Origin of the sequence: Mucilaginibacter roseus (assembly GCF_021215455.1) — a bacterium.
GTDB classification, from domain to species: domain Bacteria; phylum Bacteroidota; class Bacteroidia; order Sphingobacteriales; family Sphingobacteriaceae; genus Mucilaginibacter; species Mucilaginibacter roseus.
The window spans coordinates 98,466-113,266 of record NZ_JAJPWV010000003.1 but is presented as its reverse complement, the minus strand read 5'-3'; the positions used below and the strand labels follow the sequence as shown (position 1 = coordinate 113,266).

At 46.4% G+C, this 14,801-nt stretch carries 11 protein-coding genes; 10 read left to right on the top strand and 1 reads right to left on the bottom strand.

Annotation, left to right across the window (positions count from 1 at the left end; all coding sequences use genetic code 11):
• Nucleotides 1-10: 10 nt before the first annotated feature.
• Genes LT679_RS09585 through LT679_RS09555 form a run of 7 tightly spaced genes read left to right on the top strand, consistent with a single transcriptional unit; the run spans nt 11 to nt 6,972 of the window.
• Nucleotides 11-466, top strand: coding sequence for an RpiB/LacA/LacB family sugar-phosphate isomerase (locus LT679_RS09585; RefSeq protein ID WP_232177250.1), 456 nt, complete (start codon nt 11-13; stop codon nt 464-466).
• Nucleotides 463-1,590: a transaldolase gene (tal, locus tag LT679_RS09580; RefSeq protein WP_232177249.1), complete on the top strand. Its 1,128-nt coding sequence runs from the start codon at nt 463-465 to the stop codon at nt 1,588-1,590. Before LT679_RS09585 ends, tal begins: the two co-directional genes overlap by 4 nt.
• On the top strand, nt 1,587-2,210 hold the full coding sequence (locus LT679_RS09575) for an HAD-IA family hydrolase (RefSeq protein WP_232177248.1): 624 nt from the start codon (nt 1,587-1,589) through the stop codon (nt 2,208-2,210). Before tal ends, LT679_RS09575 begins: the two co-directional genes overlap by 4 nt.
• Before the next feature lie 32 nt (nt 2,211-2,242).
• On the top strand, nt 2,243-3,652 hold the full coding sequence (gene gndA, locus LT679_RS09570) for an NADP-dependent phosphogluconate dehydrogenase (protein ID WP_232177247.1): 1,410 nt from the start codon (nt 2,243-2,245) through the stop codon (nt 3,650-3,652).
• Between the two features lie 36 nt (nt 3,653-3,688).
• Nucleotides 3,689-5,212: a glucose-6-phosphate dehydrogenase gene (zwf, locus tag LT679_RS09565; protein ID WP_232177246.1), complete on the top strand. Its 1,524-nt coding sequence runs from the start codon at nt 3,689-3,691 to the stop codon at nt 5,210-5,212.
• A 2-nt stretch (nt 5,213-5,214) separates the two neighbouring features.
• On the top strand, nt 5,215-5,958 hold the full coding sequence (pgl, locus tag LT679_RS09560) for a 6-phosphogluconolactonase (protein WP_232177245.1): 744 nt from the start codon (nt 5,215-5,217) through the stop codon (nt 5,956-5,958).
• Nucleotides 5,959-5,976: 18 nt separating this feature from the next.
• Complete coding sequence (locus LT679_RS09555) at nt 5,977-6,972, top strand: ROK family protein (RefSeq protein WP_232177244.1); 996 nt, start codon at nt 5,977-5,979, stop codon at nt 6,970-6,972.
• On the opposite strand, the gene LT679_RS09550 is transcribed toward LT679_RS09555, so the two are convergent.
• Nucleotides 6,933-9,539 (bottom strand): MGH1-like glycoside hydrolase domain-containing protein, encoded by a 2,607-nt coding sequence (locus tag LT679_RS09550; protein WP_232177243.1) that lies wholly within the window; start codon nt 9,537-9,539, stop codon nt 6,933-6,935. The two genes, LT679_RS09555 and LT679_RS09550, sit on opposite strands and share 40 nt — an antisense overlap.
• A gap of 165 nt (nt 9,540-9,704) precedes the next feature.
• Between LT679_RS09550 and LT679_RS09545 the strand changes: the two genes are divergently transcribed.
• The 3 genes from LT679_RS09545 to LT679_RS09535 all read left to right on the top strand — a co-directional run bounded on the left by LT679_RS09545 (nt 9,705) and on the right by LT679_RS09535 (nt 14,766).
• Nucleotides 9,705-10,295: a TetR/AcrR family transcriptional regulator gene (locus LT679_RS09545; RefSeq protein ID WP_232177242.1), complete on the top strand. Its 591-nt coding sequence runs from the start codon at nt 9,705-9,707 to the stop codon at nt 10,293-10,295.
• Between the two features lie 88 nt (nt 10,296-10,383).
• Nucleotides 10,384-11,553, top strand: a complete 1,170-nt coding sequence (locus LT679_RS09540) for an efflux RND transporter periplasmic adaptor subunit (RefSeq protein WP_232177241.1) — start codon at nt 10,384-10,386, stop codon at nt 11,551-11,553.
• Between the two features lie 54 nt (nt 11,554-11,607).
• The gene (locus tag LT679_RS09535) at nt 11,608-14,766 is read left to right on the top strand and encodes an efflux RND transporter permease subunit (protein ID WP_232177240.1); all 3,159 of its coding nucleotides are present in this window, start codon (nt 11,608-11,610) and stop codon (nt 14,764-14,766) included.
• The last annotated feature ends 35 nt before the right edge of the window (nt 14,767-14,801 follow it).

Sequence of the window (14,801 nt, the reverse complement as noted above, 5' to 3'; positions counted from 1 at the left end):
TACACCTGATATGAAAATTGGAATAGCGGCCGATCATGCCGGTTTTGATCAAAAACAATCGCTGGTAAAACAACTGCAAAGCGAAGGTTATGAAATTGTTGACTATGGCGCCCACGAGTATGACGCTGTTGATGATTATCCGGATATTGTTGTGCCCCTTGCCAAAGCCATTGTAAGCGGTGAGGTTGAAAAAGGTATAGCAGTTTGCGGCAGCGGCGTTGGCGTATCGGTAGCGGCCAATAAAATAAATGGTATCCGCGCGGCATTAATAACCGAAAGCTACTCGGCACACCAGGGCGTTGAGCACGACGATATGAACCTGATGTGCATTGGCGGCCGTGTTTTAGGTGCATCGTTAATTACAGAACTGGCGCACGCGTTCATTAACGCGAAGTATGATGGTGGCGAGCGTTTTCAGCGCCGGTTAGATAAAGTTCTCGCATTAGGAAAAAAATTAAGCATATGAAAAATCCACTGCAAAGAGTATCAGATTACGGCCAGAGCATCTGGCTTGACTATATCCGTCGTAAATTCATCGCGTCAGGCGAATTAAAAAAACTGATAGATGAGGACGACTTAAGAGGCGTAACCTCAAACCCGGCTATTTTTGAAGAAGCCATTGCCAAAAGCGATGACTATAACGAGTCGATAGCTGAACTGACCAAACAAGGCAAAACTCCGGAAGAAATATTCCTATCGATAGCGGTAGAGGACGTTCGTGCCGCGGCTGACTTGTTCAAAGGCGTATACGAAAGAACCAATGCGTTAGATGGCTATGTAAGCCTGGAGGTATCGCCAAGTCTGGCTTTAAATACCGAAGGTACCATTACCGAAGCGCGTTCATCATGGAAATTGCTGGATCGTAAAAATGTGATGATCAAGGTGCCGGGTACCAAAGAGGGCCTACCGGTTATTGAGCAACTGATCAGCGAGGGTATCAATGTAAATGTCACCCTGCTATTTAGCCTTGATCGTTACCGTGAGGTAGCTGAGGCTTATGTAGCCGGTATTGAAAGGCGTTTAGCCAATGGCGAATCGGTTGATAATGTAGCATCAGTAGCCAGTTTCTTTTTAAGCCGTATTGACAGCCTGGTTGACCCGATGCTGGAAGCCGCTATTAAAGATAATCCTGAAAAGGAAGCTGCTGCACGCAAGATATTAGGAAAAGTGGCTATCTCAAGTGCACAGGCCGCGTATCAAATTTACAAGGATATATTTAAAAGCGAGCGCTTTAAAGCGCTTGAAGCAAAAGGTGCTAAACCGCAGCGTTTACTTTGGGCCAGCACAAGCACTAAAAACCCGGCCTTTGCCGATACTATGTATGTTGAGGCATTGATAGGTCCTGAAACAGTGAACACCGTTCCGGTTGAAACGCTGAACGCCTACCGTGACCATGGTAACCCTGAGGCCCGTTTGGATGGCACTTATGAGGAAGCCCGTTACGTGCTTTACCAACTGGAAGATGTTGTGGGTATCAGCCTCCCTGAGGTTACCCAAAAACTGGAAGATGAAGGCATCCAGAAATTCATCAAGCCTTTTGATAGCCTGATGAAAACCATAGCTGATAAAAAAGGGGAGGTGGCCGTATGAGCCAGCCTGCTGTAAAAGCACTCTTTCTTGACCTCGGCGGTGTGTTCCTGACCAATGGTTGGGACCGCAATTCCAGACAGAAAGCCGCCGAGGCTTTTTCGCTCGACTTTGCCGATATGAACGAGCGCCACCGCATTATTTTTGATGCGTATGAGGCCGGTAAAATGACGCTCGATGAATATGTAAACCTGCTGGTATTTCACCAGGAGCGTAGCTTTACGCCAAATGATTTTACTGCTTTTATGTACAACGAATCAGCCCCGTATCAGGATATGATCGACCTGGTTTGTCGTATAAAGAAAAAATATAACCTCAGAACGGTGGCCGTTAATAACGAAGGGCGAGAATTGAACGAATACCGTATACATAAATTTGGTCTTACGGGATGGATCGATATTTTTGCTTCGTCATGCTTTGTGCATACCCGCAAACCGGATAAAGATATTTATCTTTCCGCGCTTGATCTGTCGCAGGTAAAGCCCGAAGAGGTAGTATATATTGATGACCGCAAGGTTTTCACCGAGGCGGCGGCTATGTTGGGCATACGGGGTATACATCATACCGAATTTGAAACAACCAAACAGGCCCTTGCCGATTTTGGCTTAACTGAAACACTATAATCTGAACACAATAAAATAAAACACAAAAAACTATGGCTCAATATGATTTTGGCATTGTTGGTTTAGGCGTTATGGGCAGGAATTTACTGCTTAACGTGGCTGATCATGGCTTTGCCGCCGCAGGGTTAGACGTTGACGCTGAAAAAGCAAGCGCTTTTGAAAAAGCTGCTAAAGAAGGTCAGCAAGTAAAGGGTACCACCTCTGCCGAGGAATTTGTAGGTTCAATAAAAACACCACGAGCGATAATGCTGCTGGTGCCTGCCGGTAAACCGGTTGATGCCGCTATACAAACCTTGTTACCGTTTCTTGAAAAAGGCGATATCGTAATTGATGGTGGTAACAGCTTTTTCCCTGATACTGACCGCCGTGTCACTGAACTGGCCGATAAGGGCATCCACTTTTTTGGCATGGGTATATCGGGCGGTGAGAAAGGTGCGCGTTTCGGCCCAAGCATGATGCCGGGTGGCGATAAAAATGCTTACGAGCGCCTGCGCCCTGTTTTTGAAGCCATTGCCGCCAAAGTTGATGGTGAGCCATGTGTAGCTTATTTAGGTAACGGCTCTGCCGGTAACTACGTAAAAATGGCGCACAATGGTATTGAGTACGCGCTGATGCAGCTGATATCTGAAAGCTATGACCTGCTGAAACGCGGGTTGGGTTTTGAGGATGCCGAACTGCAACCCATATTTGAGGAGTGGAATAACACAGAACTTAAATCATTCCTGATCGAAATTACATCAGATATCCTGAAGAAAAAAGACGAAGGAAGCGATGAATTGCTGGTAAATTTTGTATCTGACCGCGCCCGCTCAAAAGGTACCGGTAAATGGACATCACAGGATGCCATGAACCTGCAGGTTCCGGTTCCGGTTATTGATGCCGCCGTAACCATGCGCGATCTATCAGCCTATAAAACAGAACGTGTTAAGGCTGCTGAATTATTAAAAGTAACTCCAACCGAAATTGGTGCCGTTGATAAGCAAAAATTTGTAGCGCAACTTAAAAATGCCTACTACTTTGCCATGATCAATACTTATGCGCAAGGTTTGGCTCAATTGTTCGTAGCTTCAAAAGAGTATGACTACGAGCTTAAACTTGAGGAGGTGGCAAAAATTTGGCGTGGTGGCTGTATCATCCGCGCGTTGTGTTTAGAGGATTTCCGCAAGGCATTCCAAAAGCAACCTGATCTGCCAAACATCCTGTTGGATGAAGAGATTGGCGCTACATTGCTGGCAAAACAAGGTGATACCCGCGATATTATTAAGATAGCTGTTGACAAGGGCATTCCGTTACCGGCATTTATGGCCTCATTAAGCTATTTTGATGGTTACCGCAGTGCAACCCTGCCAACTAATTTGGTACAGGCGCAGCGCGATTATTTTGGCGCGCACCAGTACGAGCGTACCGACCGCGAAGGTGTATTCCACACCGAGTGGAAATAGTACGATAAACAAATTCATACCAAACAATCGCAAAAAATGAAAACGGTTAAAAATGACCATCCGGTAATTATGGTGATATTTGGCGGTACAGGTGACCTTGCCAAACGTAAGCTGATACCGGCATTATATAATTTATACCTCGAAAACTGGCTGCCCGATAATTTCGCCATCATTGGCCTTGGCCGTACCGAATTAACGGACGACCAATTTAGAGAGCGCCTCCACGAGGGTTTAGGTGAGTTTTCGCGCAGCGGAGCTCCCGACCCTGAAAAATGGGAAGTTTTCAAGGAGTCCATCTCATACTTTCAGTCAAACATCAATGATGCGCAATCATACATTGATCTGAATCAGAAAATGGAAGATCAGAGCAAAGCCTGGGGCGTACGTGCCAACAGGTTGTTCTATCTATCGGTAGCGCCACAATTTATTGAGGCGGTAACGGTTAATATCAAAAAAGCCGGTCTTGCAGCTGATGTAGAGCGTGACCGTATGGTAATTGAGAAACCTTTCGGCCATAACAAGGAAACCGCTATCGAATTGAATAAGCTGCTTACCCGTACTTTTAACGAGGAGCAGATTTACCGTATTGACCATTATCTGGGTAAGGAAACAGTACAGAACATACTTGCTTTCCGCTTTGCCAATACTTTATTTGAGCCGCTTTGGAACCGTAATTATATTGATTACGTGCAGATAACCGTGGCCGAGCAGGTAGGCGTTGAAGATCGTGGTGGTTACTACGAAGGCTCGGGCGCTTTGCGCGATATGATACAGAATCACCTGTTGCAGATACTGTGCATGGTGGCTATGGAACCACCGGCATCTTTCAAGGCCGAAGAGGTGCGTAACCGCAAGGTTGATGTAATGCGTGCCGTTCGCCGTATGAAGCATGATGAGGTGCATAAGTATGCCGTTCGTGGCCAGTATGCCGAGGGATGGTTGCAGGGCAAGAAAGTACCTGGCTACCGTGAGGAGTCGGGCGTTGACAAGCATTCAAATACTGAAACGTTTGCGGCTATCAAATTCTTTATTGATAACTGGCGCTGGCAGGATGTGCCTTTTTACCTGCGTACCGGTAAACGCATGCAGGAGAAAACCTCATCCATTACCATACAGTTTAAACCGGTGCCGCACTCAACTTTCCACGAGCGTCAATCGGATAACCTGATGCCTAATCGTTTAACCATTAACATTCAGCCGCAGATGGATATCCGCTTACGTTTTATGGCCAAAAAAACCGGCCTTGAAATGGAGCTTAACCCGGCCGAGATGATTTTTGATTACGATACCTGCTCAACGCAAACGCCTGAAGCTTACGAAACCCTGTTGCTTGATGCCATGCGTGGCGACGCTACACTGTTCATGCGTTCTGACCAGGTTGAGGAAGCATGGGACGTGATTACGCCTATACTGGAAACATGGGAATCTCGCGATTCGCTTGACTTTCCAAATTATGCCGCCGGATCATGGGGCCCTGAAACCTCAGAGGCGCTTATTGCCCGCGAAGGCCATATCTGGGCGTTGAACATACATGGTAACGACCGTAAAAAAGACTGCTAAACATGATAAGTATATTTAAAGATAACGTAGAGCTTTGCACCGCCCTTGCCGATCTGTTTATCAGTACCGGTACATCGGCAATTGCTAAAAACGGCAGGTTTACCGTGGCGCTTACAGGTGGTTCATCGCCCGTAACGCTGCACAAAATACTGGCCCAGCCCGAATACCAGGATCAGCTTGACTGGAACAAGGTATTTGTATTTTGGGGCGATGAGCGCTGGGTACCGTTAACAGACGAGAAGAGCAACGCTAAAATGGCTTTTGAAACGCTGCTTAACCATGTGCCTATCCCTAAACAAAACATCTTCCCGATGTGGAGCGATGATAAGGATGCCAAGGCTTACGCTGCCGACTATGAGCAGATATTAAGAGGCTTTTTTGGTGAAGATGAAGCCAATTTTGATCTGCTGATATTAGGCATGGGCGAGGACGGGCATACTGCATCATTATTCCCGCATACCGAGGTGCTGCACGAACGTACCAAATGGGTGGATGCCTATTACCTGGAGCCACAGCAAATGTACCGCATAACCCTTACCGAGCCTTTTATTAATAAAGCGCAAAAGGTAGCGGTGTTGGTATTTGGTGCCAACAAGGCATCGGCACTGCATGAGGTTTTGGAGGGCGAGCGTAATTTTGAGCAATACCCATCACAACTGCTTGCCCCGGCAAGCGGCAAACTGATGTGGATGGTTGATGAAGGCGCGGCCTCAAAACTATCTGACGAAGCAAAGGCATCTAAATAAAAACGGTAATTTATACTAATGGCAGCAAACAGCAACGAGATTGTAGTAGGGATAGATGTTGGTGGTACCAACACCAAGTTTGGTTTGGTTGATAGTGCAGGTAATATACTTGACGAAGGGCGAATAAAAACTACCGATTACACTACCGTTGAATTGTTTGTTGATGCATTGTATGAAAACATTAGTCCGCTTATTAAAAAGCACGGTGATAAAACCGTAAAAGGTATTGGTATGGGCGCACCTAACGGTAACTTTTACACCGGTTGTATTGACCATGCGCCCAACCTGCCCTGGGGTAAAGATGAAGTGCCGCTGGCTAAGCTGATGACGGAAAAGTTTGATCTGCCTTGCATATTGACCAATGATGCCAATGCCGCAGCCGCGGGCGAGATGCAGTATGGCATAGCCAAGGGCATGCAGCACTTTATCGAGATTACGCTTGGTACCGGTGTTGGTAGCGGTATTGTAGTTAATGGTAGTTTGCTTTACGGCTGCAACGGTATTGCAGGTGAACTGGGGCATACCATCATAAGGCCAGGCGGGCGTAAGCACTGGTCAACAGGCTCGCGTGGCTCGGTTGAAGCCTATTGCTCTGCAACAGGAATTGTGATTACCGCGAAGGAGCAGTTGAAAAAGAAGGCTTACCCCGATAGTAAACTGCGTGAGTTTAAAGTAGATGATATTACCGCCAAAGTGGTAAACGAATGTGCCCTGAAGGGTGATAAGCTTGCTCAAAGAGTTTATAGTTTAACGGGCAGGATATTAGGCGAAGCCCTGGCCAATTTTGTGATGTTCTCATCACCCCAAGCCATTGTGTTGTTCGGTGGTGTGATAAAGGCGGGCGATTATTTGTTGAAGCCGGCTAAAAAACATATGGAACTTAACCTGCTTCCTGCCTTCAGGGAGCGGGTTAAGTTACTTTTAAGTGATTTAAAAGAGGCCGATGCCGCTATACTGGGCGCGAGCTCACTGGTTCAAAAAAGCAAGGCTACTAAGGCGGTCCATCCCGTTTGATGGCTGGCGCCTAAACCTTCACCAGTTTCCGGGTTAAAGTATTCATAATACGGAATGTAAGATTCAAAGTGTTCATCCGTATTAAATTTAACGCGGCCGCCGTTTGCCGGGCGTTCTCCTTGTGAGTTTATCAGGAATAAATTCTGCAAACGCTTGCTCAATTCATCCGCAATTTGCGAAAGTGTAAGGTATTGCCCCGATCTTGTAGGGTATTCTACCTTAAAATCATCCGTATAATATTCATGGAAATGCCTTAACGAGCAAATGATCAGGTAATTTAATGGGAACCATACCGGCCCGCGCCAGTTGCTGTTACCGCCAAACATGTTCGAGTCACTTTCACCCGGAATATATTTAACTGAATAATCGGCACCGTTTAGCATGTATTTGTAGGGCTGCTGCTCGTATATTTTTGACAGCGAGCGGATGCCGTAATCTGATAAAAACTCTTCCGGGTCAAGCATCCGTTTCAGCAGCAACTTCATGCGGTGGCCTCGCAACAGCGAGAAAAGATGCTGATCGCCGTTTACATCCCGCCAGCGGCTCACCAGCGCTACCAGGTCAGGCCGTTGTTCCTTGAACCACTCTAACCTATGGATTAATTCTGGCAGTTGCTGCCACTGGTTTTCTTTAAATACGCTAACGGCAAATAGCGGTATCAACCCAACAATTGATCGTAACTTTAATCGCTCCCAGCTACAATTCGGTTTTTTTAACACATCATAATAAAAACCATCCTCATCATCCCACAAACCTTCAGATTCCTCACCCATATTGGCGATAGATCCTGCTATGTACATAAAGTGCTCGGCAAATTTAATGGCCATGCTCTCGTACGCCTTGTTGGTTACGGCCAGTTCCATCGCCATGCGCATCATGTTAAGGGCGTACATGGCCATCCAACTGGTGCCGTCGGCCTGCTCCAAAAATCCGCCGCCGGGAACGGGCTGGCTGCGGTTAAATATGCCGATATTATCCAATCCTAAAAAGCCGCCCTCAAAAATGTTATTGCCCTCGCTGTCCTTACGGTTAACCCACCAGGTAAAGTTGAGCAGCAGTTTTTGAAATACGGTTTCCAGGAAAAGCTGATCGCCTTTGCCGGTCGCCGCTTTTTCCATTTCGTACACCTGTAAAGCAGCTATGGCTTGTACCGGTGGGTTAGTGTCATTAAAATCCCACTCATAGGCCGGTATTTGTCCGTTGGGATGCATGTGGTTAACACCAATCAGTATCTGTAATTCCTTTTTGGCCAGGTTGGCATCAACCGGGGCAACGGCAATACAGTGAAAGGCGTGGTCCCAGGCGGCAAACCAAGGGTATTCCCATTTATCGGGCATCAGTAAAATATCCTCGGCTACAAAATGTTTCCAGTTGGCGTTGCGCCCCTTGCGCCTGCTGGCTGGTGGTACAGGTTTTCCGGCATCGCCATCAAGCCAGCGCTTTACGTTGAATTTGTAGTATTGCTTGCTCCATAGCAGCCCGGCCCAGGCCTGGCGCTGCACCAGTTTTGCGTCGGCTGATGCTACCTTGGTTTGCTTAGCTGCATAAAACTCGTCGGCTTCGGCAAGTCTTGCTGCCATGGTTTCGTCGAAGCTGGTAAATGGGGCGTTGGTAGCTACCCGGCTCAAACGTAAACGGACAACCGCATTTCCTCCGGCCTCTATCTCAATATGATGCCATACCGCCGCTTTAGTGCCTGTCTTGTCAGGGTTGACGGCGTTGCTATTTTTACGAACCACGTATTCGTTAAAACCGTCTTTAACATGCGGCAATTCATTAGCCACTTTGTATAAGCGGTTCCGGTTGGTTTCGTTATTGGTAAACAGCGTATTGGTAGGCTGCTCGAAGTACAGGTAGTAGGTGCCCGTTTTGGCTGATGTTAACTCAAAAGCGTTTTTGCCGCTTTGCCTGATAACCGGTTTTTCATCCCCACTCAGCCATATTTTACGAAACCATACCTGCGGTAGTACGTCAATAGCGCTTATTTGATTGCCGCGATTATGAATAGTGTATTGCACCATGATGTCGTCAATGTCCACCTTGGCATATTCTGTGAAAACATCAAAATAAGCGTTATCATCAAAAATGCCGGTATCTATCAGCTCGAATTCCGGTTTGTCCTTGCCGGCGGCGGCATTTTTTTTAATTAGCAGATCATACGGAAAAGCTTGCTGCGGGTATTTATACAGCATTTTCATGTAAGAGTGCGTAGGTGTATTATCCAGATAGTAGTACAGCTCCTTTACATCCTCGCCGTGGTTACCTTCATGGTTGGTCAATCCAAATAAACGTTCCTTTAAAATAGCATCCTTGCCGTTCCAGAGCGCCAGGCTCAGGCAGATGTGTTGTTTATCATCGCTTATACCGGCAATGCCATCTTCGCCCCAGCGGTAGGCTTTGCTGCGGGCCATATCATGTGTAACATAATTCCAGGCATCACCATTTGCACTGTAATCTTCCCGTACGGTGCCCCATTGGCGTTCAGACAGGTAAGGGCCCCATTTGCTCCAATCGGCTTTTCCACTATAATTATCGGCAAGGCGTATCTCTTCGGTAGTTTCAGACATATTAAATCAGTAAGCGAGGTTGATGGATGGACAAGTATAGCCATCCTTTAAGTAATAATAATGTCGGTGTGGAATGCCAAATATCACAAACTTGTCAAATAAGTCAAAAAGTAAAATTAAAATTTCTGTTTAAACTGAATGTTTAACAATTTTGTTAAACAATTTATGGCGACAAGAGATACTGGTACTGAACAACTTATAAAAGATACTGCTAAGCGAGTGTTTTTTGCAGAGGGGCGCTTGCATGCCACCACACAGGATATTGCCGATGCAGCTGGTGTTAACCGTACACTTGTAAATTACTATTTCCGCTCTAAGGATTCATTAATTAAGCAGGTTTATGAAGACGGAATGAACGATTTGAGCACGCGCCTGGTGCAGGTTATGGAAGCGGAAAAGCCCTTTAAAGAAAAGGTAGAGGACTTTATAGATGTGTTTATGGCCGACTCAATGGAGTATCCTTATCAGGAGACTTTTTTGATTACGGAGATGAATACGCATGGTAATCTTTATCATAAAGAGAACATGAGCGAAAAGGTAGAAAATTTTTCGAGGCAGATAAAGGCGGAAATGGATGCAGGCAGACTCGAGCAAATGGATCCTATACATTTTTCTATGAATATGTTTTCGATGATGATCTATCCGCTGATTATGAAACCCATGTACAAGCAATTTTACAACCTGGACGACGAGCAGTTTAATAAACTAATGCTTGAGCGAAAGGAAATAACCTGTAACATGCTTTTTAAAAAATGAAAATAGCAGTTAACAAAATTTAACCAAACTTATCAAATAACAAAAGTCACTAAATATCATGCACATATATCAATTTTCAAACATCACCATGAGAACCAAAGCGTTTATAGTTGCCGGTTTAGGTTCGGCAATGCTGTTATTAGCAGCATGTGGCGGAGGCGAACAGCAGCAAGGTCAGGCCGGTGCCGGTGCTCCGCCGCCGCAAAGTTTCCCGGTATTTACAGTCACCCCTCAGAATACGGAGATCAATGCTACTTATCCGGCCACGCTTGAGGGGCAGCAAAATATCGAAATACGTCCAAAAATTGACGGCTACATCGAGCAGATTTACATTGACGAGGGTAGCGTGGTTAAAAAAGGCCAGTTGCTTTTCCGCATTAATGCGCCGCAATATGCACAGGAAGTAGCCACTGCCGCCGCCTCTATTAGCAGTGCCGAGGCTGACGTTAACGCTGCCGAACTTCAGGTTAAGAAAACCCGTCCGCTTGTTGATAAAGGAATTATCAGCAAATTCGAGTTGGAATCAGCTGAATTAACACTTCAATCGCGCAGGGCGGCATTGAAACAGGCTAAAGCAAGTTTATCAAACGCGCGTACAAACTTAGGTTATACTACGGTTACCAGCCCGGTTAATGGTGTGGTTGGCGCTATCCCATATAAACTGGGCAGCCTGGTAAGCAGCACCACCGCACAGCCACTTACTACGGTATCAAATATCGGTAAGGTATATGCTTACTTCTCGTTAAACGAGAAACAACTGCTTGATTTTTCAAGGCATAATAAAGGCAAAACCCTTGATGATAAATTAAAGCAATTGCCACCTGTTACCTTAACCCTGGCCGATGGTACCGAATACCCTGAAAAAGGCAGAGTAGAAACCGCCAATGGGTTGATCAATACTTCAACAGGTTCGTCTCAATTAAGGGCAACCTTCCCTAACCCGGTAGGGCTTATCCGCAGTGGTGGTAGCGCAACTATCAGTATACCGCAAAATATTACGGATGGTGTACTGGTTCCGCAAAAATCAACATTTGAGTTGCAGGGCAAGCGCTTTGTATACGTGGTTGATAAAGCTGGAAAAGTAAAAAGCACGGAGATCACCACTGTTGAGGCACCCGCAGGCCAGTACTTTGTAGTTACCGAGGGGTTAAAGGCAGGCGAAACCGTAGTGTTTGATGGTGTGGCCAACCTGCAGGACGGCATGACCATACAGCCTGATACCAAAGGTGGCGAAGCTGCTTACAAAGACGTAAAGTAATAACGAATTTTAAAGGGCATTGATTATGTCCTTGCAACCTCAGCACAACAAAATATGTTACGCAAATTTATTGAAAGGCCGGTACTCTCTACTGTTATATCGGTCATCATAGTTATACTGGGTATATTGGGGCTAACCACGCTGCCAATATCTCAATACCCCGAAATTGCGCCGCCAACGGTGCAGGTTTCGGCATCATACACCGGCGCGAATGCCGAGGTGGTGATGAACAGTGTTATTGTACCGCTCGAAGAGCAGATAAACGGTGTGGAGAACATGACCTACATGACCTCCAAAGCCAGTAATGATGGTACAGCAACCATAACCGTTTATTTTAAACTGGGTACTGATCCTGACCTTGCCGCAGTAAACGTGCAGAACAGGGTGTCAAAAGCTACGCCGTTGTTACCTGCCGAGGTTACCAAGGCCGGTGTTACCACCAGCAAGCAGCAAAGCAGTATGGTGATGGTGTTCGCGCTGCAAAGCTCAAACAAATCATTCGATCAAACCTTTTTGCAGAACTATGCCGCCATTAACGTATTGCCGCAGGTAAAGCGTATTAATGGTGTGGGCGACGCTATCTCTTTCGGTTCGCAGGATTATTCCATGCGTATCTGGCTAAAGCCGGATGTTATGGCTACTTACGGCTTAATACCTGCTGATGTTAACGCTGCTCTTGCAGAACAAAACATTGAGGCAGCACCGGGTAAGGTTGGTGAAAACAGTAACCAATCTTTCGAGTATGTACTGAAATATAAAGGCCGTTTAAAAAAGCCGGCTGAATTTGAGAACATCGTGATCCGCTCTGCGGGTAACGGTCAGTTTTTACGCCTTAAAGATATTGCACGTGTTGAACTGGGCGCTTTAAGCTACAGTGTTACTACCGAAACCAATGGCGAGCCATCCATAGCGCTTGCGGTATACCAGGCTGCCGGTTCAAACGCGCACGAAATGATTGAGCAGATCGAGAAAACACTTGACGATGCTTCAAAAACTTTCCCACGCGGCGTAACCGTAACGCCTATCTTCAGCGCGAATGATTTCCTTGACGTATCAATCGAAAAGGTTATCCATACGCTTATCGAGGCGTTTATACTCGTGTTCATCGTGGTATTCGTTTTCTTGCAGGATTTCCGCTCGACGCTTATTCCGGCCATCGCGGTACCGGTAGCTATTGTGGGTACATTCTTCTTCCTGCAACTGTTTGGCTTTACCATTAACCTGTTAACGTTGTTTGCGTTGGTATTGGCCATCGGTATTGTGGTGGATGACGCCATCGTAGTAGTTGAGGCGGTACACGCCAAGCTGGATAATGGTGCAAAATCAGCCAAGAAAGCAACCGTGACTGCCATGAGCGAGATCAGCGGTGCGGTAATATCCATTACCCTGGTAATGGCAGCGGTGTTTATACCGGTTACCTTTATTACCGGCTCGTCAGGTGTATTCTATAAGCAATTCGGTTTAACACTGGCTATTTCCATTATCATATCGGCGGTTAACGCGTTAACGCTTAGCCCTGCCTTGTGTGCCTTGTTATTAAAGCCGCATCCGGAAGGTGAGCATCATAAAACAGGTTTACTTAACCGCTTTTATGCCGCCTTTAACGCCGGGTTTGATGCCGTTACCGATAAGTACAAACGTTCGGTAGGTTTCCTGTCTGTAAAAAAATGGATTGCTGTTGTTGGTATCGCGGTATTCGCGGTGTTATTCTGGTTCCTGTTAAAAACTACGCCAAGCGGTTTTGTGCCCGATGAGGATCAAAGCTTTATCATGGCCGATATCAGCTTGCCACCGGCAGCATCGCTGGAACGCAGTATCGAGGTATCAAACCAGGTTGGTAAAATGGTACAGGCACTGCCCGAGGTTGAATCGGTTACACGTGTTGCGGGTACTGGTTTATTAAGCGGTGCCGGCGGTTCGTACAGTATCTTGTTCATTAAGTTGAAGGATTGGTCTCTGCGTGAAGGCGCCGAGCATAGTGTTGCCGCGGTTACCGGTAAAATGTTTGGTATGACGGCGGGTATCAAATCAGCCAAGATTATCTTTTTCGCCCCGCCATCGTTACAGGGTTTTGGTAACAGTAGTGGTTTCGAACTGCAATTGCAGGATCGTACGGGCGGCAGCATAGCCGATTTTATGGCCGTGAATGGTAAGTTCCTGGGCGCGTTAAATCAGCGTCCTGAGATTCAGTACGGGGCGACCTTCTTTAATACCAACTTCCCACAGTATGAGGTTGATGTAAATGTGGCCAAGTGTAAAGACGCTAACATTGGCGTTGACGCTGTACTGGGTACATTGCAAGGTTATTTCGGTGGTTTGTACGCCTCAAACTTTAATGAGTTTGGTAAACAGTACCGTGTAATGATACAGGCTGATGCCGGTTTTCGTGGCAGCCCTGAAAGCATGACCAAGATATTTGTGCGCACCAACGATAATGTAATGGCCCCGATATCAGAGTTTGTTACCTTGAAAAAAGTATATGGTCCGGAATCAATCAGCCGTTTCAACCTGTTCACTTCAATATCTATTACCGGTGCGCCTAAGCCTGGTTTTAGTACGGGTGATGCCATTAAAGCGGTGCAAGAAGTGGCTGCACAAACTTTGCCAACCGGTTACGGTTACGAATTTTCGGGCCTTAGCCGCGAGGAGATTTCAAGCGGAAGCCAAACGCTGTTCATTTTTGGACTTTGTTTGATATTCGTATATTTTTTATTAAGCGCGCAGTACGAGAGCTACATCTTACCTTTCGCGGTATTGTTATCGCTGCCTGTAGGTTTGGCAGGAGCATTCTTGTTTGCCAAGATATTCGGAGTACAAAATAACATCTATTTACAGATCACGCTCATCATGCTCATCGGCTTGTTGGCCAAGAACGCAATTCTTATCGTGGAGTTCGCGGTAATGCGCCGCCGTGCCGGGTTGAGTATTGTTGAGGCCGCTATTGACGGTGCAGTAGCCCGTTTACGCCCGATTTTGATGACGTCATTCGCCTTCATACTGGGTTTAGTTCCGCTAATGCTGGCATCGGGAGCGGGTGCCGAGGGTAACCGTTCAATCGGTACCGGCGCGGTAGGTGGTATGCTTATCGGTACGGTGTTCGGTGTGTTTGTTATCCCGACGCTGTTCGTCATATTCCAGAGCCTTCAGGAGCGCATCAGCGGCAATAAGGCAAAGGAAGAAGATGATGAGGACGATGAAGTGGTTGTGGCCTAATTACCGTATTGAAATTTATTGAATAAAAGATAATA